The 24,758-nt window shown below is 66.7% G+C and carries 20 protein-coding genes; 11 read left to right on the top strand and 9 right to left on the bottom strand.

The genetic code is table 11. The features are described 5' to 3' along the window. Positions 1–38 precede the first annotated feature (38 nt). Complete coding sequence (locus tag ACFWCF_RS09150; protein WP_378559933.1) at positions 39–1,940, top strand: ABC transporter ATP-binding protein; 1,902 nt, start codon at positions 39–41, stop codon at positions 1,938–1,940. Further along, on the top strand, positions 1,937–2,458 hold the full coding sequence (locus ACFWCF_RS09145) for a DUF664 domain-containing protein (RefSeq protein ID WP_378559930.1): 522 nt from the start codon (positions 1,937–1,939) through the stop codon (positions 2,456–2,458). Before ACFWCF_RS09150 ends, ACFWCF_RS09145 begins: the two co-directional genes overlap by 4 nt. Positions 2,459–2,479: 21 nt before the next feature. Here ACFWCF_RS09145 and ACFWCF_RS09140 read toward each other — a convergent pair whose 3' ends face one another. After that, positions 2,480–4,339 (bottom strand): DEAD/DEAH box helicase, encoded by a 1,860-nt coding sequence (locus ACFWCF_RS09140; protein ID WP_378559927.1) that lies wholly within the window; start codon positions 4,337–4,339, stop codon positions 2,480–2,482. Positions 4,340–4,620: 281 nt separating this feature from the next. On the opposite strand from ACFWCF_RS09140, the gene ACFWCF_RS09135 reads away from it, so the two are divergent. Together ACFWCF_RS09135 and ACFWCF_RS09130 are read left to right on the top strand one after the other, a co-directional pair. Next, positions 4,621–5,259 carry a phosphoribosyltransferase gene (locus tag ACFWCF_RS09135; RefSeq protein ID WP_378560248.1) on the top strand — a complete coding sequence of 213 codons (639 nt, stop codon included), beginning with the start codon at positions 4,621–4,623 and terminating at the stop codon, positions 5,257–5,259. 170 nt (positions 5,260–5,429) lie between these two features. Next, a complete protein-coding gene (locus ACFWCF_RS09130; protein ID WP_378559924.1) occupies positions 5,430–7,232 on the top strand; it encodes an AMP-dependent synthetase/ligase in 1,803 nt (600 codons plus the stop codon). Between the two features lie 94 nt (positions 7,233–7,326). Here the strand turns inward: ACFWCF_RS09130 and ACFWCF_RS09125 are convergent, their stop codons facing one another. From ACFWCF_RS09125 to ACFWCF_RS09115, 3 genes are read right to left on the bottom strand one after another with little or no spacing between them, the layout of a single operon-like run. Continuing rightward, positions 7,327–7,953 carry an alpha/beta hydrolase gene (locus tag ACFWCF_RS09125; RefSeq protein WP_378559921.1) on the bottom strand — a complete coding sequence of 209 codons (627 nt, stop codon included), beginning with the start codon at positions 7,951–7,953 and terminating at the stop codon, positions 7,327–7,329. A 15-nt stretch (positions 7,954–7,968) separates the two neighbouring features. Then, positions 7,969–9,192, bottom strand: coding sequence for an amino acid deaminase/aldolase (locus ACFWCF_RS09120; RefSeq protein WP_378559918.1), 1,224 nt, complete (start codon positions 9,190–9,192; stop codon positions 7,969–7,971). Between the two features lie 17 nt (positions 9,193–9,209). Next, entirely contained in the window at positions 9,210–9,854 is a 645-nt protein-coding gene (locus ACFWCF_RS09115; RefSeq protein WP_378559915.1) for a TetR/AcrR family transcriptional regulator, read from the bottom strand. Positions 9,855–9,930: 76 nt separating this feature from the next. Here ACFWCF_RS09115 and ACFWCF_RS09110 point away from each other — a divergent pair, with 76 nt between their 5' ends. Then, complete coding sequence (locus tag ACFWCF_RS09110) at positions 9,931–11,235, top strand: D-arabinono-1,4-lactone oxidase (protein WP_378559912.1); 1,305 nt, start codon at positions 9,931–9,933, stop codon at positions 11,233–11,235. Positions 11,236–11,249: 14 nt separating this feature from the next. On the opposite strand, the gene ACFWCF_RS09105 is transcribed toward ACFWCF_RS09110, so the two are convergent. The 3 genes from ACFWCF_RS09105 to ACFWCF_RS09095 all read right to left on the bottom strand — a co-directional run bounded on the left by ACFWCF_RS09105 (position 11,250) and on the right by ACFWCF_RS09095 (position 14,970). Beyond that, positions 11,250–12,188, bottom strand: a complete 939-nt coding sequence (locus ACFWCF_RS09105; protein ID WP_378488820.1) for an adenosine deaminase — start codon at positions 12,186–12,188, stop codon at positions 11,250–11,252. A 149-nt stretch (positions 12,189–12,337) separates the two neighbouring features. Then, a complete protein-coding gene (locus ACFWCF_RS09100; RefSeq protein ID WP_378559909.1) occupies positions 12,338–13,393 on the bottom strand; it encodes a class I adenylate-forming enzyme family protein in 1,056 nt (351 codons plus the stop codon). Positions 13,394–13,437: 44 nt separating this feature from the next. Then, a complete protein-coding gene (locus ACFWCF_RS09095; protein WP_378559906.1) occupies positions 13,438–14,970 on the bottom strand; it encodes an MFS transporter in 1,533 nt (510 codons plus the stop codon). Here ACFWCF_RS09095 and ACFWCF_RS09090 point away from each other — a divergent pair. Continuing rightward, positions 14,959–15,639 (top strand): GNAT family N-acetyltransferase, encoded by a 681-nt coding sequence (locus ACFWCF_RS09090; protein ID WP_378559904.1) that lies wholly within the window; start codon positions 14,959–14,961, stop codon positions 15,637–15,639. The genes ACFWCF_RS09095 and ACFWCF_RS09090 overlap by 12 nt on opposite strands. Before the next feature lie 40 nt (positions 15,640–15,679). After that, positions 15,680–16,726 carry a glutathione S-transferase family protein gene (locus ACFWCF_RS09085; protein ID WP_378559902.1) on the top strand — a complete coding sequence of 349 codons (1,047 nt, stop codon included), beginning with the start codon at positions 15,680–15,682 and terminating at the stop codon, positions 16,724–16,726. A 14-nt stretch (positions 16,727–16,740) separates the two neighbouring features. Here the strand turns inward: ACFWCF_RS09085 and ACFWCF_RS09080 are convergent, their stop codons facing one another. Then, positions 16,741–17,184, bottom strand: a complete 444-nt coding sequence (locus ACFWCF_RS09080) for a VOC family protein (protein WP_378488815.1) — start codon at positions 17,182–17,184, stop codon at positions 16,741–16,743. Continuing rightward, positions 17,181–18,026: a helix-turn-helix domain-containing protein gene (locus ACFWCF_RS09075; protein ID WP_378560245.1), complete on the bottom strand. Its 846-nt coding sequence runs from the start codon at positions 18,024–18,026 to the stop codon at positions 17,181–17,183. The genes ACFWCF_RS09080 and ACFWCF_RS09075 overlap by 4 nt, the downstream gene beginning before the upstream one ends. 70 nt (positions 18,027–18,096) lie before the next feature. Here ACFWCF_RS09075 and ACFWCF_RS09070 point away from each other — a divergent pair, with 70 nt between their 5' ends. The 4 genes from ACFWCF_RS09070 (at position 18,097) to ACFWCF_RS09055 (ending at position 24,638) form a co-directional block, all read left to right on the top strand. Further along, on the top strand, positions 18,097–18,843 hold the full coding sequence (locus ACFWCF_RS09070; RefSeq protein WP_378559900.1) for a hypothetical protein: 747 nt from the start codon (positions 18,097–18,099) through the stop codon (positions 18,841–18,843). A gap of 75 nt (positions 18,844–18,918) precedes the next feature. Further along, positions 18,919–19,968 (top strand): ABC transporter ATP-binding protein, encoded by a 1,050-nt coding sequence (locus ACFWCF_RS09065; protein WP_378559898.1) that lies wholly within the window; start codon positions 18,919–18,921, stop codon positions 19,966–19,968. Beyond that, the gene (locus tag ACFWCF_RS09060) at positions 19,965–20,744 is read left to right on the top strand and encodes an ABC transporter permease (RefSeq protein WP_378559896.1); all 780 of its coding nucleotides are present in this window, start codon (positions 19,965–19,967) and stop codon (positions 20,742–20,744) included. The genes ACFWCF_RS09065 and ACFWCF_RS09060 overlap by 4 nt, the downstream gene beginning before the upstream one ends. Positions 20,745–20,795: 51 nt before the next feature. Beyond that, positions 20,796–24,638, top strand: coding sequence for an ABC transporter ATP-binding protein (locus ACFWCF_RS09055; RefSeq protein WP_378559894.1), 3,843 nt, complete (start codon positions 20,796–20,798; stop codon positions 24,636–24,638). Positions 24,639–24,758: the final 120 nt, after the last annotated feature.

Raw genomic sequence — 24,758 nt, 5'->3', positions numbered from 1 at the left:
GGTTCTAAGGTCGAGCGCGACACAAGGAGGGCTCCCCCATGAGCATGGAAGTCACGGCGTGGAACGCGATGTACAACGCGATGCACGCCGAGAGCGATCGGCGCCCGTTCTCTCGCGCAACATTGCGCAGGGTCGGCGCGTTCGCCCAGCCACATCGACGCAACATCATCGCGTATCTGATCCTCAGCGTGCTCATCGCTGCGCTCGGTGTGGCGACACCGGTCCTCGCCGGACGTGTCGTCGACGCGATCGTCGACAATGCAGCACTATCGGTCGTGGTGTGGCTCGCCGTGATCATCGCAGCGATCGCACTGGTAGAGGCTGGATTGGGCCTGGCCAATCGGTGGTTGTCGGCGAGGATCGGCGAGGACCTCATCCTGGATCTGCGGACCACGGTGTTCGATCATGTGCAGCGCATGCCGATCGCGTTCTTCACCCGCACCCGCACGGGTGCTCTCGTGTCTCGACTGAACAACGACGTGATCGGCGCGCAGCGCGCATTCAGCGACACGCTGTCCGGGGTGGCCGGCAATGTCGTCACACTCGTGATCACTCTTGTCGTCATGTTCGGCATCTCGTGGCAGATCACTTTGCTGGCCTTGCTGCTGTTGCCGATCTTCATCATTCCCGCTCGCACGATGGGCACAAAGCTCGCTCAGCTGAGCCGCGAAGCAGCCAACCACAATTCGGTGATGAACACCCAGATGACCGAGCGATTCTCTGCGCCCGGCGCCACACTGGTCAAGCTGTTCGGGCGTCCTGCCCACGAATCGGCCGAATTCGCGGTGCGCGCACAACGCGTCCGCAACATCGGAGTTCGCACCGCGATGCTGCAGACCGTGTTCGTGACCGCGCTGACACTCGTCTCCGCACTCGCGCTGGCGCTGGTCTACGGGCTCGGCGGCTTCTACGCGCTGAGCGGACAGCTCGATCCGGGATCGGTGGTGGCGATGGCCATGTTGCTCACCCGCCTGTACTCCCCGCTCACGGCACTGGCCAGCGCGCGGATGGACGTGATGAGCGCGATGGTGAGCTTCGAGCGGGTCTTCGAGATACTCGACCTGACACCGCTGATCCGCGAGCTCCCCGATGCGAAGCCCGTCCCGGACGGTCCCGTGGCAGTGGAACTGCGCGATGTGGAGTTCGCGTATCCGTCGGCCGACAAGGTGTCGCTCGCGTCGCTCGAAGAGGTCGCGATGCTCGACTCGCGCGGCGGCGAGACCGTGCTGCACGGCGTGTCGTTCCGGGTCGAACCGGGCGAGATGGTCGCGCTCGTCGGATCCTCCGGGGCCGGGAAATCGACCATCGCGCAACTGATTCCGCGCTTGTACGATGTCGACTCGGGCGCCGTGCTGCTCAGCGACACGGACGTGCGCACGTTGAGGGCGGATTCGATCCGGGCCACGGTCGGCCTCGTCACGCAGGACGGCCATCTGTTCCACGACACGGTGCGCGGAAATCTACTGCTGGCGCGACCCGACGCCACCGAGGAGCAGGTGTGGGACGCACTGCGCCGCGCCCGGCTCGCGGACCTGATCGGCAGCCTGCCGAGTGGTCTCGACACGGTCGTCGGGGAACGCGGCTACCGCCTGTCGGGCGGTGAACGACAGCGATTGACCATCGCACGGCTGCTGCTCGCGCAACCACGTGTGGTGATCCTGGACGAGGCGACCGCACATCTGGATTCGACGTCCGAAGCCGCCGTGCAGGAAGCACTCACCGAGGCCCTTGCGGGCCGCACATCGGTCGTGATCGCACACCGCTTGTCGACGATCCGGGCCGCCGATCAGATTCTCGTGGTCGAGGCCGGACGCATCGTCGAACGCGGCGGGCATCAGGAGTTGCTCGCGGCCGGGGGACGCTACGCCGAGTTGTATCGAACCCAATTCGCCGATTCCGGACCGAAGTCGTCCGCGATTGCGCCAATACTTCAATCATGACGACACACAAGAACCAAGAAACCGAACTGCTGTTGACGCTTCTCGGAAACCAGTTCGCCGGATTACGCGGATCACTGTCGGGCCTGACCGCAGAACAGGCTCGCAGTGTCCCGAGCGCATCGGCGATGAGCTTGGCATCGCTACTGGGCCACCTGATCGACGGTCTCGAAACGACCATCGACCGCATCTCCGGTGAACAGAGCCGCACAACCGATCCGGTCGCGGCGTGGATGGCCGCATGGAAGGTCGACGACGCCGAATCCGTCGCCGACCAGCTCGCCCGCCTCGATGCTGCTGCGGATCGTTTCGCGGCGCAGTTGCACGCGGAGCCCGACCTCGACCGTGTCGTCGACATTCCCGCAGGGGCAGCCGTCTGGCTCGATCAAGGTGTGCCGTTCACCGTGCGCTTTCTGGTACTCCACCAGCTCGAGGAGTGGGCCCGGCATGCCGGGCACGCCGACATCATCCGGGAAACGATCGACGGCGCCACCGCCGATGTACTGGCGGAGGCGCCGTGATCGATTACCTGTGAACGGCTTTCAGTCGCGGTATCCGCCGCGACCGCCACGGTCATTGCGCTCGCTGCGGTGGGTGAAGTCGCCGCTGCCGTACTCCTTGCGACCACCGCGACGATCGCCACCGCGGTCTGCGCGATCGCCACCGCGGCGGTCTCCACCGCGGTGATCACCCCCGCGGGACGACGCGGGGCGCCCACCCGGCGCACCGGAGTCGCGCTGAAGCTGGATCAGCACACCGGAAATCCGGGTGGCACGCAGCGCCTCGAGTGCCTGCTGCGGCAGATCCTTGGGGAGCTCCACGAGACTGTGGTCGGCACGGATGCTGATATGCCCGAAGTCTCCTCGACGCAGGCCGCCTTCGTTGGCGATCGCACCGACGATCGCACCCGGCTGCACGCGATGCCGTTTGCCCACCGCGATGCGGTAGGTCGCCATCTCCTGGCCGTCGCGCCCGACACGTGTCGCGCCGTCGTCCTCGAAGCGGCGAGGCGGCCTCGGCTCACGCTCGCGGCGTGGCTGCACGACCGGCTCCGGCTGCTCTTCCATGAGGAACGAATCGCCGTCGCGCGACAGCACAGCCAACGCGGCCGCGATGTCGGCGAGCGGGACGTCATGTTCGCGCTCGTAATCTTCGATGAACGTGCGGAACAACTGCAGATGGTCGGACGTCAACGCTTCGGTGATCGAGTCGTTGAACTTGGACACACGCTGCGCGTTGACGTCGTCGACGCTCGGCAACTGGATCTCGGCGACCGGCTGGCGGGTGGCCCGCTCGATCGCTTTGAGCAGGTGCCGCTCGCGCGGCGCCACGAACAGCAGTGCGTCACCGCTACGCCCTGCACGACCGGTACGGCCGATGCGGTGCACATACGACTCGGTGTCGTGGGGAATGTCGTAGTTGACGACGTGGCTGATGCGCTCCACGTCGAGACCGCGGGCCGCGACGTCGGTGGCGACCAGGATGTCCAGGGCTCCGCTCTTGAGCTGACCGATGGTCCGCTCGCGCTGGGCCTGCACGATGTCGCCGTTGATCGCTGCAGCAGAGAAGCCCCGGGCACGGAGCTTCTCGGCGAGGTCTTCGGTGGCCTGCTTCGTGCGGACGAAGATGATCATCGCTTCGAAGGACTCGACCTCGAGGATCCGGGTCAAGGCATCGAGCTTGCGCTGGTGCGACACGAGCACCCAGCGCTGGGTCGTGTTGGAGGAGGTCGTGGTCTTCGACTTGACCGTGATCTCCTGCGGGTTGTTCAGGTACTGCTTCGACAGCCGGCGGATCGCGCCGGGCATCGTCGCCGAGAACAACGCGACCTGCTTGGTCTCGGGGGTGTCGGCAAGAATCCGCTCGACGTCCTCCTGGAAACCCATCGTGAGCATCTCGTCGGCCTCGTCGAGGACGAGGAACTCGAGCTCGGAGATGTCGAGGGTGCCCTTGGTGAGGTGATCGATCACACGTCCGGGGGTACCGACGATGACCTGAGCACCTCGACGAAGACCCGCCAGCTGGACGCCGTAGGCCTGACCGCCGTAGATGGGCAGGACATGCAGGCCCGGGATGTGCGACGAATACTTACCGAAAGCCTCCGCTACCTGCAGCGCGAGTTCTCGGGTCGGCGCGAGCACGAGCGCCTGGGGCCGCTTCTTCGTGGTGTCGATCCGGGAGAGGATGGGCACTGCGAACGCGGCAGTCTTGCCGGTGCCGGTCTGAGCGAGACCGACGACGTCCCGACCCTCCAGCAGTGGTGGGATAGTAGCTGCCTGGATAGGCGACGGGGATTCATAACCCACGTCCGAAAGGGCCTGCAGCACACGGTCGTCGATGTCGAGATCGGCAAACGTGAGGGATGCAGTCTCCTGGTCGGGGGCGTTTTCGATTTCACTCATTTGACCAGCAGTTTATCGGATGGCTCGACGATTCCGTGCCACACCCACGCAAGAGTGTGCCGAAACACGCCCCGAACAGGCGAGTGTCGGCACTCATGAGGGACCCGAACACCGGACTCTACCCGCCGGTAGACCGGTGGAGCGCGTCCACCGCCGCCACCCTCGAAATCGCCCCCGAGCCCACAGGGAGAGTCGCAACAGAGTCGGATCCGATCGTCACCATCCGCCCCACCCGGCCGGCGAACCGAGCTGATTTCGTATCGCGGCGGGTTCATACTGGGATGGTGCGGCGGTATCCCTCGCGAGAAGAGGCCGGACGGCGGCTCGCCCGCTCGGTCGGACATCTCCGCGGAGCGGACACCGTGGTTCTCGCACTGCCCCGCGGCGGTCTTCCCGTGGCCCGCGAAGTCGCCCGCACCCTCGGCGCCCCCCTCGATGTGCTCGTCGTCCGGAAACTCGGAGTGCCCTGGCATCCCGAGCTTGCAATGGGCGCGATCGCCGAGGGTGGCATCCAGGTATTGAACGACGAGGTGATCCGGCTCGCCGAGATCAGCGCCGAGTCCATCGACCAGGTCCGGGCACGCGAGCACGTCGAGCTCGAACGTCGAGGCGCACTGCTGCGTTCCGGCCGGGAACGTGTCGCGCTGGGCGGACGCACCGCCGTGATCGTCGACGACGGGATGGCGACGGGGGCTACCGCAGCGGTCGCGTGCACGGCCGCACGGGCGGCCGGTGCCGCGCGGGTGGTACTCGCCGTTCCCATCGCGTCTCCCGAAGCGGTGCGCCGGGTCGCGCAGGACGCGGACGAGGTGATCTGCCCGTGGGCACCCGCAGGCTACGACTCGGTCGGCGCGGGCTACTCCGATTTTCATCAGCTGAGTGACGACGAAGCTGCTCGCATCCTGAGAGAGAGCACCTGAACGCGCCCGAACATGGCTTCGGTTTCAAGCTACCTACGGGTAGCTTTCGTGTCGTACATCACGCACAATGAACCCTGAAACTTCCCAAAACCGGCAGCCCGGGTGGTGCGGAGGTGAACGCATTGTGATGCAATGCACATCGCAAGTTCAAAAAGATGGAGGGGTCACAGATGGGTGAGATTGCCGTTCCGCAGTCGTTCGCGATTCCGGACGACGTGTCGATGGCAGATTCGGTGTTCCGGCACGAGAAGGAGTCACCCGACTTCGTTCCGTTCGAACGCCTCATCGACGGCAAATGGGTTCCGGTCACCGCAGTCCAGTTCGCCGCCGAGGTCCGCGCCGTCGCGAAAGGCCTGATGGCATCCGGGGTCGAGCTGGGCGACCGCGTCGCGATCCTCTCGAGCACCCGCTACGAGTGGGTCCTGCTGGACTACGCGATCTGGACCGCAGGCGGCGCCACGGTCGCGATCTACGAGACGTCCGCGGCCGACCAGTCCAAGTGGATCCTCGAGGACTCGGGAACATCGCTGCTGATCGTCGAGAACTCGGAGCAGGCCGACGTCGTCCGGGACGTCGCCGACGCTGCGCCGACCGTGCGCGAGCTGCTCCAGATCGAGCCTGCCTCGGGAGCCAAGGGTGCCGTCGAGGAACTCACCGCACGTGGTGCCGCGATCACCGACGAGCAGGTCGAGGAACGTCGCAAGCAGGTGAACGCGGAATCTGCCGCCACCCTCATCTACACCTCGGGCACCACGGGCCGGCCCAAGGGCGTGCAGCTCAAGCACCGCCACTTCTACGCCGAGTCCGCTGCCGCGCAGCTGGGTCTGCCCGACTCGATGGAAGCGGGACAACGCACGCTGCTGTTCCTGCCCATGGCACACGTGTTCGCGCGACTGATCTCCTTCGCCTCGTTCGATCACAAGGTCACCGTGGGCCACACCTCGGATCTGACGACCCTGCTCGAGCAGTTCGCCGCGTTCAAGCCGAACTTCATCCTCTCGGTTCCGCGCGTGTTCGAGAAGGTCTACAACTCCGCCAAACAGAAGGCGTACGACGGCGGCAAGGGCAAGATCTTCGACAAGGCGGCCGACACCGCGATCGAGTACAGCAAGGCACTCGAAACGGGCGGCCCCGGGCTCGTCCTCAAGGTCAAGCACGCGCTGTTCGACAAGCTCGTCTACGGCAAGCTGCGCGATGCGCTCGGCGGAAACGCGACGAGGGCCGTGTCGGGTGGCGCCGCACTCGGCGCACGCCTCGGCCACTTCTTCCGCGGTATCGGCGTCACGGTGTACGAGGGCTACGGCCTCACCGAGACCACGGGCGGCATCATCATGAACACCCCGGAGCATCAGAAGGTCGGCACGGTCGGACGCCCCCTCGACGGGCACTCCGCGAAGATCGCCGAAGACGGGGAACTGCTCCTCAAGGGCCCCATCGTCTTCGACGGCTACTGGCAGAACGACGAGGCCACTGCCGACGCGATCCGCGACGGCTGGTTCCACTCCGGCGACATCGCCACCATCGACTCCGACGGGTTCGTCTCGATCACCGGACGCAAGAAGGAGCTGCTCGTCACGGCCGGCGGTAAGAACGTCGCGCCTGCGATCCTCGAGGATTCCCTGCGCGCACACCCGCTGATCAGCCAGGTCCTCGTCGTCGGCGACGCGAAGCCGTTCATCGGCGCACTCATCACCATCGATTCGGAAACGCTCCCCGGCTGGCTCGAGCGCAACAGCCTGCCTGCGGGCACCGCGGTCGCAGATCTGATCAAGAACGCCGACCTGATCGCCGAGATCGACTCGGCCGTGGCAGCGACGAACGCCAAGGTGTCGAAGGCAGAGGCCATCAAGAAGTACCGCATACTCGAGTCGGACTTCTCGATCGAGACCGGTGAGCTGACCCCGACGCTCAAGCTCAAGCGAAACATCATTCACGAGAAGCACGGTGCGGCGATCGAGGCGATCTACTCCTGATCCGTCTGCTCCACCGCGAGCACTTCTGAGCGAAAGTGCCGTTCACTCGACTGGTCGAGATGAACGGCACTTTCGCTCGTTCAGTGGGAGTCGTTCAAGATCGGGGGCCCGTGACATCGAGGACGAATTCCGCGATGTCGCGGGTAACGGCGCGATGGACGGGTTCGTGAAGCAGATCGTGTCCCGCGTCGGGATACTCGTCGAACTGCAGGTTCGGCACCTCCGCGGCCCATGCGCGCACCGGTTCGACGGGAGCGAGCCGGTCGTCGATGCCGTGCACGGCGAGAACGGGCAGCCCGGCCCCGGCCAGCGCCCGCGCGAACTCGGGTCGTGTCGCGGTTCGCGGAGTGCCGCACAGGACCGCGGCCCGGAATCGGCCGGCGTCGGTATGCAACAGCGCCAGCGCCGACGCCGCCCCGAGGGAATGCCCCATCAGCACGAGCGGAATCCCGGTGTCCTCCGCAATCGCGGTCAACACGGACAGGTCGGCCGCGTGAGACGCAACGGATCCCGGAGCATCGGGTGCGCCCTCGGACAATCCGTGCCCGGCCAGGTCGATACCCCACAATGCGATACCGCGCGCGCCGAGGCCCGTAGCGAAGCGGTGGTAATGGCCGGTGTGCTGCCGGATGCCGTGTGCGAAGACGATGCCGGCAGAAGCCGCGTCGGTGTTCCAGCTGCGGTAATGGGTGCGGCCTGCGGCCCCGTCGAAGAACGGCATGGGTGAATTATCCGCTCACCAGCAGTGACCCTCGCCGCGGTAGGTAGGAACGGTCGTGCGAGCACCGGCGTCGACGATGTGGATCTGCCCGAATCTCTCGCACAGCTCCCCCGCCTTCGCGTGCCTGAACCACACACGCCCACCGATCGGGACATCCGACGCAGCACGCCCACGCACGGGGGTCTGTACCTCTCCCGCTCCCTCGTTGCGCAGCAGTGTCAGCCCTGCAGGCCGGACAGGTCGGGGTATCCGGGCCGCACCCGGTGGCCCCGACGCGATGTACCCACCGCCGAACAGGGTGGTGATCGACGGGGCAGGTTTACGCACGGCGGACAACGCGAAGAACAACGAAGGATTCGGAGTGAACGAGCGGTAGGCGTCGAACAACGTCGGTACGTACAGTCCCGACCCCGCGGTGACCTCGGTGACAACCGGATCGGAGGAGCTCACCTCGAGCGATCCGGTACCTCCGCTGTTGACGATCTCGAGGTCGCCGACGACCGCGCGAACCGCGTCGACCACCTCGCCCCGCCGTGTCGCGAGTTCCCGCGCCGACATTCGCTTGACCATCCGGACGGGCAGCGACGAATCGGGCAGGCCCGCGATCTGTGCCTCGTAGAACATGATTCCGACGACGTCGAACCCCCCGGCCACCGCGACCCGCGCGAGCGCGGCTGCCTGATCCGGGGTGCGCAGCGGCGACCGTCGCACCCCGAGATGCACCGGCCCGACGCGAAGCGATGCATCGATATCGAGGCATACCCGAGGACGAACAGCACCGGTGCCCACCGCGTTCCGGATCAGATCCAGCTGCGCGGGAGCATCGACCATGAGGGTCACCGACCCGAGCGCGACGGGGTCGGACGCAAGTCCTGCGAGTGCCGCGCGGTCGACGGTGGGGTACCCGAGAAGGACATCGCGCGCTCCGTGCGAGATGAGCCACAGCGCCTCGCGCAACGAGTACGACATGATGCCGCGAAATCCGCCCTGCGCGGTGAGACCGGAACCCAGCACCTCCTCGAGCACGGTTCGGCAGCGCACCGACTTGCTCGCGACCCGGACGGGAGTGTGCGACGCGCGACGGACCAGATCGTCCGCGTTGCGACGCAGCGTGGTCAGGTCCAACGCCGCGAAGGGTGGATCCAGATCCGACGTTGCTTCATCGAGGCGATCGAGAACAGCGGCGTCGCCAGGTACAGCAGTGGTTCCAGGTACAGCAGTGCTCAACGGTGGTCCCATCGGTTGGAGGTGGGCGATCAGGGTTTGTCGACCGCGCGGGAGGCGATGATTCCCGCCATGTCGTCGAGTTCACCGACGATCGAATCGCTTTCCTGGTCGACGAGCCAGCGCAGTGTGAAGCCGTCGATGAGTGCGAGCGCGGTCCGCGCAACGCTCTCGATCGGCTCCATCCATGTCGTCCCGGTCTGTTCGGCACACGCGGTCAGGAAGGCGTGCGCCTGTTCGTCCATGATTCGGTACTGCTGCACGGCGATGTCACCACCGAGCGCGGCGCCCGCATTGCGGTGGCGAAGTGAGTAGGTGGTGATCTCGTAGGTGAGGAGTTGGCGTCCGGCGGTCGCCTCGATCGACGGCCACGCCGCGCTGAGCCCTTTGAACAGCAGTTCTCGCAGGCCCCGAACGCCCTGTGGTGCGGGTTTGTCGTGGGGTACGTCGAACGCCGTCTGCATGGTGTCGGCGAGTTGCTGTATCAGCGTTTCCGCCATCGCAACGACAAGGGCCTCCTTACTGTCGAAGCAGTAGTGCACCACCCCCAGGGATACCCCGGCGTTTTCCGCAACCGCCCGGACGGTGACCGCTCCGACCCCACCTCGCTCGGCCAGTTCCAGTGCAGATTCGACGAGTTGGGTTCGACGCTCGTCCGCAGGCAACCGGTTCGACATTCCCCGATCGTAGATCGGGCGCGCGTCCAAGACCCGGGTATTGACCTGAACGCCTGTCCAGGTCGATCATGGGGCAATGGCGACCTGGCAGAATTGGGCACGGACCGAGCGTTCGAACCCGCAGCGGTTCGACACGCCGGAAAGCACGGACGAGCTCGCAGCCGTGGTCGCGCGCTCCGCAGAACAAGGCCGACATGTCAAGGCCGTCGGTGCGGGCCATTCCTTCACCGGCGCTGCCGTCACCGATGGAACTCTGCTTTCACTCGACCGGATGACAGGGATCGAGACCGTGTTGCCCACCGCCACCGGCGCGCTCGTGAGCGTGCGGGCGGGGACGCGACTCCACGACCTGAGCGAACAGCTGTGGGCACTCGGTCTCGCGCTACCCAACCTCGGCGACGTCGACGTCCAGTCCGTGGCCGGAGCGATCTCCACCGGGACTCACGGAACCGGTGCGGGTTTCACCGGTCTCGCAGCGCAGGTTCGTGCGGTGACGACGGTGCTCGCCGACGGATCGGTCGTCGAGTGTTCCCCCGCTCACCAGCCCGAACTGTTCGAGGTCTCCCGACTCGGCATCGGAGCCGTCGGTGTGCTCTCGAGCGTGACGTTCGACTGCGTGGCCGCATTCCGGCTCCGTGCCCACGAAGCGCCAGGCTCCTTGCACGAGACGCTCGACAGCCTCGACGACCGACTCCGCGCCGACCATTTCGAGTTCTACTGGTTCCCCCACACCGACGGCGTGCTCACCAAGAGCAACACTCGACTCCCCGGTACCACGCCGGTCGACCCGGTCGGACGGATCAGAGGATTCGTCGACGACGAGGTCCTGTCCAACGGCGTGTTCAACGCGTTCCAGCACCTCGGAACGCGGGTGCCCACGCTGATCCCCGGACTCAATTCCGTGTCGTCGCGCGCGCTGTCGGAGCGCACGTACACCGACCGCAGTCACCGGGTGTTCGCGTCGAATCGGCGTGTGCGGTTCAAGGAGATGGAGTACGCGATACCGGTCGACGCGCTACCCGCGGTGCTCGACGAGATCGCCGCATGGCTGCGCCGCTCCGCACTGAAGATCGGGTTTCCGGTCGAAGTGCGATTCGCGGCCGCAGACGACGTCTGGTTGTCCACCGCCCACGGTCGCGACACCGCCTACGTGGCGGTGCACCAGTTCCACCGCGGCGAGCATCGCGAGTACTTCTCGGCCGTCGAGGCCATCGCCCGGGCCGTCGGCGGGCGCCCGCACTGGGGGAAACTGCACGGCCTCACCGCCGCCGAACTGAGCGAGGCGTATCCCCGATTCGACGACGCCGTCGCGGTGCGCGACCGTGTCGATCCGCAGCGCGTCTTCGACAATGCGTATCTACAGCGCGTGCTCGGCGCGTAGTACGTCAGTCCGATTCAGAGGAAGGCGGCGCGCATCGAATTGTCCGCCAAGACCTTTCGTTCCTCATCGGTCAATCCCAGCTGCTCACGCAATGCGGTGAAGGCATCGTCCACATACCCGCCGAAGTACGCGGGGTCATCGGAGTTCACGGTCACCGACAGCCCTGCCTCGAGCATGCGGCGCAGCGGATGATCCGCAAGCGTATCGACCACCCGCAACCGGACATTCGACAACGGGCACACCGTCAAGGGAATCTGTTCGTCCACCAGCCGCGTGACGAGCTCCGGGTCTTCGAGGGATCGGATGCCGTGGTCGATGCGCTCGGCGCCGAGTAGATCCAGCGCCTGCCGGACATATTCCGGAGGGCCCTCCTCGCCCGCGTGTGCCGTGATGCGCAGGCCTTCCGCGCGGGCGCGCGCGAACACGTCCTCGAACAGCGACGGCGGGTATCCGACCTCCGCAGAGTCGAGCCCGAGGGCGATGATCGGGGCCTGCATCTTCATCAGGTCCGAGAAGGTGTCGTTCGCTTCGGCCACGGGGCGATCGCGCACGATCGACGCGATCATCGCGGCGTCGATGCCGTACTCGCGGCGCGCACCGGCGGCGGCGTCCGCAAGACCGTCGACGACCTCACGCAACTCCACTCCGCGCGCCGTGTGGGCCTGCGGATCGAAGAAGAACTCGGCCCGGGTGATACCGGCCCGCGCTGCCCGCGCGAAGTACGCGCGGGCAAGGTCGGCGAAGTCCTGTGCCGTGCGCAGGACTTCCATGTTGGCGTAGTAGAGGTCGAGGAAGGACACGAGATCACCGAACTCGTATCGGCTGCGCAGATCGTCGAGGTCCCGATACGGGAGCTCGATTCGATTGCGTTCCGCGAGGGCGAAGATCAGCTCGGGTTCGAGGGTTCCTTCGATGTGAACGTGCAGTTCCGCCAAGCCGTGCTCATGCGGCACCGTGTGTTCCTCGACCATCGCTGTACTGCCCTTCCAGACGGGTGCACGCTTCTCGACGAATGCGATTGCACCCTTGCGTGTTTCCGGAAAAGGATACCCGACCTGCAAAGGAGCACTGGGTCACAGACACCGCCGCCGGATGTGGCACGTCACGACACCCGTACCGCGACAGGATTGACGAAGCCTGCGGCGTCGATGGAGACCTGGTCGCCGGTGCGAAACCAGCCGTCGTCGAACATCGCGGCGGTCGCAGCCGGATTGTTCCGATAGCCGCGGGCGACGCTCGGCCCACGGCACAGCAGTTCGCCTCTGCCGTCCTCCGCATCGGGGCCGAGCAGCGCGACCTCGATCCCGCCGAACGGCACACCGACACTGCGCGGGTGCCTGCGACGGTGCTCGGACGGGAGCAGCAGACCGATCCCTCCGGTCTCGGCCACACCCCACCCGCGGATGCAGCGGGAGGCGGGGAACGACGCCCGCAGATGCCGCCACGGCACGCGGGTTCCTCGCGCGCCCGCCGCGACGACGGTTCCTCCGAACGCGAGGGTCGGGAGCAACTGCACGCTGCATCCGACCGCCGTGGACAACGGTGTGGTGATCACGGTGCGGCCGGGTTCGTTCACCAGGTCCATGGCATGTCCCACGGCCTCGATCGTCGACAGAACGTTCGAGTTGGTCAGTTCCACACCTCGCAGTTCGGCGCCACAGCCTCGGACGTAATAGAGCAACGCCAATTCGGTGGGTGAGGCACCGCCGTCGAGGAACGGGACTCCCTCCGGAAGGGGGCCGTCGAGGATCAGTACGGCACCACTGTCGAACGCCATCCAGTCGATTTCGGTGTCGCTGCACGTGGGGTCGGGCAGGACGGGCACACCACCTGCGAGAACGACCCCGAGGAATGCGCGCAACCACTCGAAGCCGTTCCTGTAATGGACCAGGACTCGGTCGGCCGGGCCGACGCCTTGGTCGAGGAGCCCTCCGGCAACCTTCGCCGCTTCGGTCCACAGGTCGCGGTAGGTGATCGCACCTCCGTCGCCGTCGACCGCAGCCACACGGTTCGAGTACCGCAGCGCACTGCGGTCGAGCATTTCGGCAAGGCACGGTTCCAGGTCTTCGTAGTGCAGGATCCCGCCGGAACGGCGCATGACGCGTTCGCCCTGCAACCAACCTGCTCCCGCGGATTTTCCGACGACCGCCAGCGACATCGCAACCTCCCAACGCCGTCCGTGACTGCACTATATGGCGTAGGTCACATTCTGGCCGGGGAACTGCGTTTCGATGTGTGCCGAATCTTCGGCTGCTGAGGGCGAGCAAAACACACCGACGCGACGAAACCCACTGTCAACGCTGCCGCAGGTAACCACATCGACTGCGCCATCGATGCCGCGTACGCCTCGCGTACGGGTTCGGGCAGATCACCGACAGCGGTCTGCGACACCCCGTCCCCGAGGCCGCGTGCCGACAGCAGCGCGGCCATCACGGCAGCGATCGCCGCGCTGCCGAGAACCGCGCCCAGCTGCCGGGTGGCGTTGTAGACGCCCGAACCGGCGCCCGCCAGCCGGAGGTCGAGGTTGCGTGTGGCGGTGGTCGACAGAGTCGACCAGATCCCCGCCGATGCGAAGCCGGTCAACCCGATCGGCAACAGGAGTTGCCAGGCCTGCGCGTCCGGTGTCATCGCCGACGAGAGCCACACGAACGCGACGGCCAGCAGCGCGAAAGCGGGGCCCGCGACATACCTCGGATGCACCCGATCGACGAGGCGCCCGACGAACGGTGCGAGCCCACCGCTCAACACCGCCATCGGCACCATGAGGAGCGCCGACTCGGTGGGGCCCAGGCCCCGGACATCCTGCGCGTAGAACATCAGAGGAAGCATGAAGGCGGTGATCGAGAAGCCGATCGACGCGATCCCGATGTTGGCGAGCGCGAAGTTCCGGTCGCGGAACAAGACCAGTGGCACCAGCGGTTCTCCCCGCCCCAGCGACTGGTACCACACGAAGATCACCAGGATCGCGATACCGATGCCGATGCTCGTCCACACGCCCGGCGACCACGGATACTCGCCGGCCCCCTGGAGTCCGAACACCAGGAAGAACATGCCCACGCCGCTGAGGATCACTCCCGGAACATCGAACCGGTGGGCCTGGGTCGGGAGAACAGGGACGAACCGCACTGCCAGCACGAACGCGACCAGCCCCACCGGAACATTGACGAAGAAGATCCATTCCCAGCCGAGTCCGTCGACGAGCACCCCACCGGCGAGCGGCCCGACCAAGGTCGCGACCCCGCCGACGGCACCCCACATTCCCATTGCCGTCCCGCGCCGGTCGGGCGGGAAGACGCGGGTGATCACGGCCATCGTCTGCGGAGACATCAGCGCTGCCCCGAACCCCTGCAGAACACGCGCCACGATCAACGTCTCGATCGTCGACGACATCCCACACCACAGCGATGCGAAGGTGAACACCACCAGCCCGGACAGGTAGAGCCTGCGCTGGCCGAATCGGTCGCCGAGGCGACCGGTGATCAGCAGGGGTACCGCGTACGCCAGCAGATAGGCGCTGGTGACCCACACGACACTCTCGATATCCGCGTCGAGCGCGCGCATGATGGCCGGATTCGCCACGGACACGATCGTGCTGTCCACCAGAATCATGAAAAAGCCGAGGCACAATGCGCCGAGGGCGGGCCAATGAGAGTCGGGTACGGCAGGTTCGTCCCCAGATCTCACTACACGTCCTCTCCACGGTCTCCGGGATACGGTATCCGCGTGGACCCCCATCTCTCGAGCATCGCGGCCCTCGCGTGGTGTCGCGAACTCGGCCTCGCCGACGACGCCCTCTCCTCCTGTGGACTCGTGACGAACGTGGACGATACGGCCACCACGGTGCGAGTACTCCGAATCGGCGACACCGTCGCCGTGGTGGGCCCCGAGCCGGCAGTATCCGCCGTGACCGCTCTCCCCGCGCACCCGGACGAAGGTGCCGTGCGCGCCGCGGCCGGTGGTTACGCGGCGCGTGCCGAGGTGCTCTGCCTGTGCCCGGAGTGGACGGACGCGGTACGGGTCGAGGATCCGCTGATCTCGCACGACACCGCCGACCTCGCCGAACTGTTGCGACGCTGCCCACCCGACGACGGCACCGAGGTCGGGCCGGACGTGCCCGATCGTGCATTCGTCCTGCTCGACGACGACCACCAGCCGCTCGCCGTTGCGGGCTACCGCGAACTCCAGTCGCTTCTCGCGGATGTGAGGGTCCTGACGACACCGGAGAATCGGCGTCTCGGCCTGGGTGCCACCGTCGCGACACTGTGCACACACGAAGCACTCGACGCCGGCCTCATCCCCCTGTGGCGGGCTCGCCACGACAATCTCGCGGCGCGGGGACTCGCAGCGGTGTCGGGATACGTCGAGTGGGGAACCCTCACCACAGTGCGTATGTCGGCCCGGTAGCCGACCCGTGTTGTATCCGACCCGAGTTGTATCCGACCCGATGGCAGGAGTCTCCGTGAGCGACAACAGCACAGACAGCCAGGCAAGCTACGTGGCGCCGGGTGCCGAATTCACCCGCGACACCAACTACATTTCGACGCGGATCACCGCAGACGGCCGCGACGGATACCCCGTCGAAGCGGGTCGCTACCGTCTCGTCGCGGCACGTGCCTGCCCGTGGGCGAACCGCACATTGATCGTGCGACGACTACTCGGTCTCGGGGACGCACTGTCGCTGGGTCTGTGCGGTCCGACCCACGATGAGCGCAGCTGGACTTTCGATCTCGACCCCGGTGGCGTCGACCCGGTGCTGGGCATCGGACACCTCCAGGACGCCTACTTCGCGCGGCAACCCGACTACCCCCGCGGCATCACGGTGCCCGCCATCGTCGACGTCCCCACCGGGCAGGTGGTGACCAACGACTACGCGCAGATCACCTTGGACTTCTCGACCGAATGGACCGCATTCCACCGCGACGGAGCACCGGATCTGTACCCGGAGTCGCTGCGGAGCGAGATCGACGAGGTCGCGGATCTTGTGTACCGCGATGTCAACAACGGCGTCTACCGGTGCGGCTTCGCCGGTTCACAGGACAAGTACGACGCAGCGTTCGACCGGTTGTTCGCCCGACTCGATTGGCTGGAGGAACGGCTCACCGACCGGCGCTATCTGGTGGGCGAGACGATCACCGAAGCCGACGTGCGGCTGTTCACGACCCTCGCCCGGTTCGATCCGGTCTATCACGGTCATTTCAAATGCAACCGCAACCCGCTCACCGCGTTCCCGGCGCTGTGGGGCTACGCGCGCGATCTGTTCCAGACGCCGGGCTTCGGCGACACCACCGACTTCGTGCAGATCAAACAGCACTACTACATCGTGCACACCGATGTGAATCCGACGCAGATCGTGCCGAAGGGCCCCGACCTGTCGGGCTGGGTGACGCCGCACGGCAGGGAAGAACTCGGTGGCCGGCCCTTCGGGGACGGCACACCGCCTCCCCCGCCTCGTGCGGAGGAGACGGTGCCGTCGGATCACACGCCTCTCTGAATCCCCTCTCTGAATCACTGACCGAATCCGTGCCCCGCATAGGTGCCGATGCTCCAGAACACGCCCTGAGGGTCCCGGCATGTGAAGCCGTGTGAGCCGTAGTCCTCGTCCCGCATCTCCACGGTGACGGTCGCGGCCGAGGCACGGACCTTCTCGTAGAGGTCATCCGCGAGAGCGTCCTCGGGAACGACGAGGTACACGGTTCCCGAGTCTGCGTGCTGATCGAGCGGGGTGTCGCGCCCGGCGGAGCCGAGCATGATGCCTCCGCCGTAGGGCCACGTCAGTTCTGCGTGATCGATGCGGTCGCCTTCGCCGTAGCAGGCGGATTCGGTGAATCCGAGAGTGTCGACGAGGAAGCTGATTGCGCCTCGGGCATCGGTGTAGGCGAGGCACGGCCACACGTTCGGGGCGCGGTTGTCGGTGGTGGATCGGTCCTGGTTTGCTGCTGTGCTGGTCATGAAGACAAGCCTTCCTCGGATGAGGCGTCGGAGTCTTGGACGAATGGGAACACCTCATCCTGTCTCCAGCGCGACGGTGGCACGCCCGCGAATTCACGCCACTCGCGGGCGAGATGGGCCTGGTCGTAGAACCCGCAGCCGACCGCCACCTCGGACAGGCGCGCCTCAGGCCTACTCAGCATCGTCTTCGACCGGGCGAACCTGGCGATACGTGCGGATTCCTTGGGCGTGACCCCGAGCTCCGCGGTGAAGCGTGCTGTGAGATAGCGGCGGCTCCATCCGAGATCGCCGGCCACATCGCGCACTGCGATGCCGGGGCGGGCGACGAGTTGCTGCCATGCGTACGCCACACGCGCATCCATCTGCACGGCATCGCGAGCACCGAACAATCGCCGGGTGAGGACACGGTCGAGAATCGCGAAGCGCTCCGGCCAACCGGGTGTCGCAGCTATCCGCTCGAGCAGTTCCTGCGCTTCGACGCCCAGCAGGTCCTCGAGTTCGACCACCCACGCACCGAGCGCCGACGTAGGAACACCGAGAAGAGCGCGAGCTCCCGCAGGCGTCAACGCAAGCTGAATGCCGTGCTGGTTGCCGTCGTGCGCGATCGTCACCGGTGATGTGGTGAGGCCACTGGCCAGTGCCGAGAACCGGCCGGGCTTCTGGCCCGGCGCGGCCGCCCTGGCAATGTCGACGGGCTGATCGAGGCTCAGAACGACGGTGAGGTCCGGCGACGACAGACCCAGATGTCGGCCCGGAGGAAAGCCCGTCAACCGATATCCTTCGTACTGACGCACGTAAGGTTGCAGCACCGGCGCAGGCCGCTGCCGGGCGCCGTCGGACATGCCGACTGGAATGGACGACCGGGCCACAACCTCCAGCGTAGCCACCTGCGGACACACGACAAGGATCGAAATGAGCGAAAAGTCCGGCGCCGTCGACAAGAACGGTGAGCCCATCAAGGGTGGCGCGATCGAACGCGCGCTCATCACCCTGCTCGACAACGGCAGCCGGCTGCAGGGCCCCGCGGTCGCCAAATACGTCGCTCTGCTGCGTCGTGCACATCCCGACGAAGCACCGGCGCAGATCATCGCGCGCCTCGAGAAGCAGTTCCTCAACACCATCACGGGCAGCGGTGCCGCAGCAGGGGCCACCGCTGCCTTCCCCGGTATCGGAACGATCGCTGCCATCGGAGCGATCGGCGCGGAATCGGTGTTCTTCCTCGAAGCATCGGCGCTGCTGACACTCGCTGTCGCGTCGGTGCACGGAATCGAACCTCACGACCACAACCAGCGCCGCGCGCTGGTGCTCGCGATCGCGCTCGGTGACTCCGGTAAGGAGATCGTCGCGGCGGCGACCGGAACATCGCTGAAGAACTGGCCGAAGGCACTGACCGGGCAGGTCGGCAGCAAACAGCTCAAGCTGATGAACAACACGCTCGTGAAGAAGTTCGTCCGAAAGTATGCGGCCAGGCGCGGAGCACTTCTCCTCGGCAAGCTCGTACCCGCAGGTATCGGTGCCGCGATCGGTGGCGCAGGCAACCGGACGATCGGCAAACGCACGATCATCAACGCGCGCGAAGCCTTCGGAACACCTCCCGCGACGTGGCCGGCCGAGCAGAGCGCGCTGCCGTCACGCCCGGCACCGACGTTGGAAGACTGAGGTACGCGCCTCGATTCTGCCTGCACGTATGCTCGCGGCGACACAACCGCGAGAGGTAACCGGGGGAACATTTCCGTGACAGCACCGTCAGCGAACACTCCGCACGGGCAGCCGCATTTCACCGCACCGGCAAGCGGACCCCCTCCCGGGATCGTTGTAGAAGGGCTCACCAAGACGTTCGGCAACGTCACCGCCGTGTCGAACCTGAGTTTCACCGTGCCCCGGGGTTCGATCACAGGTTTTCTCGGCCCGAACGGGTCGGGCAAGACGACGACTCTGAGCATGCTGACGGGTCTGGTGCGACCCACCGCAGGTGCCGCGTACATCGACGGCGTGCCGTTCACTCGGCTCGATCAGCCCGCCCAGATCGTGGGCGCGGTGCTCGACGCACACAGCGCGCATCCGAAGCACACTGCGGCCACCCATCTGAGGGCGTACTGCGCGGCGATGGGTGTGCCCGACGATCGGGCCGTTCGGATGCTCGACCTCGTGGGGCTGACCCCGGCAGCGCGTCGACGCGTCGGTGAGTTCTCGCTCGGGATGCGCCAGCGCCTCGCGTTGGCGACTGCGCTGCTCGGCCAGCCGCGCTATCTGGTGCTCGACGAACCCGCCAACGGTCTCGACCCCGAGGGAATGGCGTGGCTTCGCGACTTCCTCGTGACGTTTGCGAGAAACGGCGGCACCGTCCTGATCTCGAGCCACATCCTCCGCGAGGTCGAGCAGATGGCCGACCGTCTGGTCATCGTCAGCCGTGGGGCACTCGTGATGCAGAGCAGCATGACGGATCTGCGCAGCGCGTACCGGTCGCGCGTGCTCGTCGCGGCGTCCGACCCCGTGACGCTGGCGACTGCACTCGCCGCGAACGGATTCACCGACGCGCAGATCCAGCCCGACGGCCGATTGGCCGTTGTGGGGGTCGAACCCGACCGCATCGCCGCACTTGCGGGTGAACACGGCATCACGCTGTTCGGCACGAGCATCGAGCACGTCGACCTCGAACAGGTCTTCCTGGCCATGACGGCCGGCCAGTACACGGCCGCACCCCAGAACTTCGGTGCACCCCAGAACTTCGGCGCACCCCAGAATTTCCAGCAACCGCCGACCGGACCCGGAGGACACTCGTGACCGCACTCTTGACAGCCGAGTTCCGGAAGGTGCTCGGCCTGCGGTACTGGTGGATTCTGGGTATCGCGCCGCTGGTGGTGGGGTTGTTCTGCGGGGCGCTCACGCTCCCGGTGATGCGTCAGATCGAGGACATTCTCGGGCCCGGCTTCGCCGAGGCTGCCGCGGCTGCGGTGGGCATCTCGTTCGCGCTCGCCCTGGTGTTCCTGTTCGCCGCGCTGTTCGGTGTGGTCAACACCGGTGGTGAATACCAGCACCGCACCGTGATCACTACCTTCCTCACCACCCGCGGCCGCGACCTGGTGATCGCCTCCAAGTACGCGACCGCAGCGCTGTTCGGGCTGCTGTACTGCGTGATCGTCGAGTTCGTATCGGCTCTGACCATCCTCATGTTCGGCGGCGGCTTCTCGGGCACCGACCTCGGCGGCATCGCCGGTGTCCTCGGCACCGGTCTGCTCTGCGCGGTGCTGTGGGCACTCATCGGCTCAGGTCTCGGACTTCTCACCGGTTCGATGGTCGGCAGTGTTGTCGCGATCTGCGCGTGGGTTCCTTTCGGGGAGCTGACCGTCTCGCTCGTGCTCCACGGCATCGGACTCGGGGGTGTGGCACAGTTCCTGCCCGCCCAGGTCACCTGGTACGCGCTGTTCGGAGTCGTGGACCTGTCCGGTGAGGCGGAGATGCCGGTGTCGTGGCCGCTGGCCCCGCTCGTCCTGATCTTCTGGACCGCGTTGATCTGCGGGCTCGGGTGGTGGCGGACCCGCGGTCGCGATCTCACCTGAGCACCGCCGTCGTAGCACTGCTGTCGTAGTCCGCCGCTAATGTCGGAGGAAATGCCACACGACACACACGACCCAGGTTGGGTCCGCCGACTCGGCGCGGAATGCATGCGTCATCGGGGAACGGCGATCGGCGCACTCGCACTCACGGCCATCGCCGCGCTGATCGATATCGCCTTTCCGCTGCTCACCAAGGTCGCACTCGACAGCGCCACCGGTGAGGGCACCGAATTCGCTTCGGTGCCCAACCTGATCGGACTCGCTGCCGCAGCGATCGCGGCGGGCGCCGCCGTCCGCTTCGGATGCCAGTACGGGCGACGGATGCTGGCGGGCAGACTCTCGCTGGATGTCCAACACGATCTCCGATTACGCCTTCTCGGCTCGCTGCAACGACTCGACGGCCACGGTCAGGATCGAATCCGAACCGGACAGGTGGTGTCGCGCTCGATCACCGACCTTCAGCTCATCCAGGGCCTGCTCGCGATGGTCCCGATGTCGGCGGGCGCATTGCTGCAGCTCACCTTGGCCCTCGTGATCATGACGTCGCTCTCACCCCTGCTCACGCTGATCGCCGTCGCCACCGTGCCCGTCATCGTGACCATCGTGCGGGTCGTCCGCCCGAAGGTCTTCGCCGCGACATGGTCGTCGCAGCAGCGTGCCGCCGACCTCGCACAACACGTCGAGGAGACCGTCACCGGCGTTCGGGTGGTCAAGGGGTTCGGGCAGGAGGACCGCGCCGTCGACCAGCTCGAGAACCACGGCCGGATCCTGTACTCCGAGCGCATGCGGGCGGCACGGATCAACGCGCGGTTCGCCGCGCCGATGGGTGCGATCCCGCAGCTCGGTCTGGTCGCGACGATCGTGCTCGGCGGCTGGCTCACCTTGAACGGCACCATCACGGTCGGCACATTCGTCGCGTTCACCGCGTACGTCGCGACGATGAGCGCGACCACCCGCACCTTGGCTCAGGTCGTGATCATGGCGCAACTCTCCCGCGCCGCGGTCGAGCGGGTGTACGAGGTGATCGACACCGAGCCCGACGTCGCTGATCCTCCGCATCCGGTGCCGCTCCCCGACGGCCCGCTCGGGCTCGCCTTCCGCAACATCACCTTCGGTTTCGACGAGGGTCGCGACGTACTCGACGGAATGGAACTCGAGGTGCCGCCCGGCGAGACCGTCGCGATCGTCGGGCCCGCCGGGTCGGGTAAGACCGCACTGTCGCTGCTCGCGCCGCGCTTCTACACGCCGTCGGCGGGCGCCGTGTGCCTGACATCCGACGGCGACGACATCGATGTGGCCTCGCTGCGCGCCGACCGGCTACGCGAAGCGGTGAGCCTCGTGTTCGACGAGCCGTTCCTGTTCTCCGACACCATCGCGTCGAACATTGCGCTGGGTCGGCCGGACGCCTCCGACGAGGAGATCCGCGCCGCCGCCACCGCGGCCCGTGCCGACGAGTTCATCGAATCCCTGCCCGACGGATACGACACCATCGTCGGCGAACGCGGCCTCACGCTGTCGGGTGGGCAACGGCAGCGTGTCGCGCTGGCACGCGCGCTGTTGCTCGATCCTCGGGTGCTGATCCTCGACGATGCGACATCCGCGGTGGACGCCGAGACGGAGGCCGCGATCTACGCCGCACTGCGCGGCCGACCCGACCGCACCACCTTGGTGCTCGCGCACCGGCGGTCGACGCTGACGCTCGCCGACCGTGTCGCGGTGCTCGACGGCGGCAGAATCGTCGACATCGGGACCGTCGACGAACTCGACCGGCGCAGCCCGGTGTTCCGACGTCTGCTGACCGGCACGACGTCGGACCCGCCATCCGCGGTGCCTGCGTCGCCCGAAGTGCCGGCGCCATCCGGATCGCATGCGCTGTGGCCCGAGGCGGCGACCGCGGCCGAGTCACCCGGCAGGCCGGCCGCCGTCGCTCCCCCGGCCCGTGGCCCGCGGGGTGGTGGAGGCGGCCCCATGAGCGGCGCGCTCGGCTCGGTGGCGCCCACCCCGGAACTACGCGCAGCGGTCGCGGCATTGCCACCGGCCACGGAGGAACCCGGTACCGCACCCGAACTGCAGTCTCGTGCGCTGCGCCGACCCGATCCGGAGTTCCGGCTCATGCGCACGCTGCGCCCGGTGCGCGGGCTGCTCGCCGTGGTGATCCTCTGCCTGGCTGTCGAGTCCCTCACCAACATCGCATTCCCGTCGATCGTGCGGTTCGCCGTCGACCGCGGGGTCACCCCAGGCGACCCCGAAATGTTGTGGCTGGCCGCAGCCATGGGTGTGGGCCTCGCTCTGCTCGCGTGGGCCGTGGTCGCCGCCATGACGGTGCTCACCGCCCGTGCCGGAGAACGCGTGCTCTTCGGGTTGCGGGTGCGCAGCTACGCACACCTGCAGCGACTGGGTCTCGACTACTACGAGCGGGAGCTGTCGGGCCGGATCATGACCCGGATGACGACCGACGTCGACGCGCTGTCGCAGTTCATCCAGACCGGATTGTCGACCGCGGTCGTGAGCGTATTGACCCTGCTCGGCATCTCGGTGGCGTTGCTGGCCACCGACGCCTCGCTCGCAGTCGTGGTGTTGAGCGTCATCCCGGTGCTGGTGGCGGCCACACTCTGGTTCCGGAAGGTGTCGGGCACGGCGTATGCGGTTTCGCGTGAACGTATCTCCCTCGTCAACGCCGACTTCCAGGAGAACATCACCGGACTGCGCGCAGCGCAGGCGTACCGCCGTGAGGAGACTTCCGCGCGCCGGTTCGCCGAACGCGCCGACGCGTACCGACGCAGCCGGATGCGGTCGCAGCGGGCGATCTCCCTGTTCTTCCCGTTCATCACGTTCCTGTCGGATCTGGCGTTGGCCGCCGTCGTGTTCGTGGGTGCGCGGGAGGTCTCGTCCGGCGCCACCACCGCGGGTGTGCTGATCGCGTTCGTCTTGTACTTGAACCTGTTGTTCGGTCCGATCCAGCAGCTGTCGCAGGTGTTCGACGGCTATCAGCAGGCACGCGTCGGCCTACGCCGTATCGGCGATCTGCTGCGTACCGAGAGTTCGCTCGAGTCCGGGCCTGCAGGCACTGTCGAGGTGTCCGGCCACCTGCGGGGCGATGTCCGTCTCGACAATGTCGGGTTCCGCTACAGCGGTGCCGACACCGATGCGCTCGCCGACGTCGACCTGAGCTTCCCTCCGGGGTCGACCGTCGCGCTGGTGGGTCGCACGGGCGCGGGGAAGTCGACGATCGTCAAACTGCTCGCCCGCTTCTACGACCCCACGTCGGGCTCGGTGCGGGTCGACGGCACGGATCTGCGCGAATACCGTCTGCCCGAGTACCGCGGCCGGCTCGGTGTGGTGCCGCAGGAGGCGCATCTGTTCACCGGGACGGTGGCGAGCAACATCGCGTACGGCCGACCCGACGCGGACCGGTCCGACATCGAATCCGCGGCGCGCGCGGTAGGGGCACTCGACATGATCGCCGGACTCGATGGAGGAATGCTGTACCCCGTCGGGGAGCGCGGGCAGGGCTTGTCCGCGGGTCAGCGTCAGTTGATCGCATTGGCGCGGGCCGAACTCGTCGATCCGGATCTGCTGTTGCTCGACGAAGCGACGGCCACCCTGGATCCGGCCACCGAGCAGGCGGTGCTCGAGGCCGGTGCATCCCTCACCCGTTCACGGACAGCGGTGATCGTCGCGCACCGGCTGGCGACCGCTGCCCGGGCAGATCTGGTGGTGGTGATCGACGGAGGGCGAGTGGTCGAGAGCGGACCGCACGAGACGCTTCATCGGGCAGGCGGTCTGTACACCACTTTGTGGCAGCTTGCTACCGGAGTGCTCGTTCCGGACATTCCGGCCGACACGCCCGACGGGAGTGCCGAACCGGTTGCGACCCCTCGCAGCTCGGGTTTGTAACGGGGCCCGCGCTGCGGCGATGCACGTAACAGGGAATAATCGGCGGGCGAGAACCGTCATCGATGGAGACCCCGTCGACTCGAGATTGTGAGGTGGCTCTCGCGCATGAACGATCGGTTC

It is taken from the genome of Rhodococcus sp. NPDC060090 (assembly GCF_042729855.1).
In the GTDB taxonomy this organism is placed as follows: Bacteria; Actinomycetota; Actinomycetes; order Mycobacteriales; family Mycobacteriaceae; genus Rhodococcus.
Note: the sequence above shows the minus strand (reverse complement) of the source record. Positions and strands in the feature narration are given on the sequence as shown.

What these genes read in the sequence shown, in the direction of transcription:
- ACFWCF_RS09070 (WP_378559900.1), top strand. Translation starts at nt 18,097, where the DNA reads ATGAGCGAAAAGTCCGGCGCCGTCGACAAGAACGGTGAGCCCATCAAG.
- ACFWCF_RS09115 (WP_378559915.1), bottom strand. Translation starts at nt 9,854, where the DNA reads ATGTCGAACCGGTTGCCTGCGGACGAGCGTCGAACCCAACTCGTCGAA.
- ACFWCF_RS09145 (WP_378559930.1), top strand. Translation starts at nt 1,937, where the DNA reads ATGACGACACACAAGAACCAAGAAACCGAACTGCTGTTGACGCTTCTC.
- ACFWCF_RS09110 (WP_378559912.1), top strand. Translation starts at nt 9,931, where the DNA reads ATGGCGACCTGGCAGAATTGGGCACGGACCGAGCGTTCGAACCCGCAG.
- ACFWCF_RS09095 (WP_378559906.1), bottom strand. Translation starts at nt 14,970, where the DNA reads ATGGGGGTCCACGCGGATACCGTATCCCGGAGACCGTGGAGAGGACGT.
- ACFWCF_RS09130 (WP_378559924.1), top strand. Translation starts at nt 5,430, where the DNA reads ATGGGTGAGATTGCCGTTCCGCAGTCGTTCGCGATTCCGGACGACGTG.
- ACFWCF_RS09085 (WP_378559902.1), top strand. Translation starts at nt 15,680, where the DNA reads ATGGCAGGAGTCTCCGTGAGCGACAACAGCACAGACAGCCAGGCAAGC.
- ACFWCF_RS09125 (WP_378559921.1), bottom strand. Translation starts at nt 7,953, where the DNA reads ATGCCGTTCTTCGACGGGGCCGCAGGCCGCACCCATTACCGCAGCTGG.
- ACFWCF_RS09080 (WP_378488815.1), bottom strand. Translation starts at nt 17,184, where the DNA reads ATGACCAGCACAGCAGCAAACCAGGACCGATCCACCACCGACAACCGC.
- ACFWCF_RS09140 (WP_378559927.1), bottom strand. Translation starts at nt 4,339, where the DNA reads ATGAGTGAAATCGAAAACGCCCCCGACCAGGAGACTGCATCCCTCACG.
- ACFWCF_RS09055 (WP_378559894.1), top strand. Translation starts at nt 20,796, where the DNA reads ATGCCACACGACACACACGACCCAGGTTGGGTCCGCCGACTCGGCGCG.
- ACFWCF_RS09100 (WP_378559909.1), bottom strand. Translation starts at nt 13,393, where the DNA reads ATGTCGCTGGCGGTCGTCGGAAAATCCGCGGGAGCAGGTTGGTTGCAG.
- ACFWCF_RS09120 (WP_378559918.1), bottom strand. Translation starts at nt 9,192, where the DNA reads ATGGGACCACCGTTGAGCACTGCTGTACCTGGAACCACTGCTGTACCT.
- ACFWCF_RS09135 (WP_378560248.1), top strand. Translation starts at nt 4,621, where the DNA reads ATGGTGCGGCGGTATCCCTCGCGAGAAGAGGCCGGACGGCGGCTCGCC.
- ACFWCF_RS09150 (WP_378559933.1), top strand. Translation starts at nt 39, where the DNA reads ATGAGCATGGAAGTCACGGCGTGGAACGCGATGTACAACGCGATGCAC.
- ACFWCF_RS09075 (WP_378560245.1), bottom strand. Translation starts at nt 18,026, where the DNA reads ATGTCCGACGGCGCCCGGCAGCGGCCTGCGCCGGTGCTGCAACCTTAC.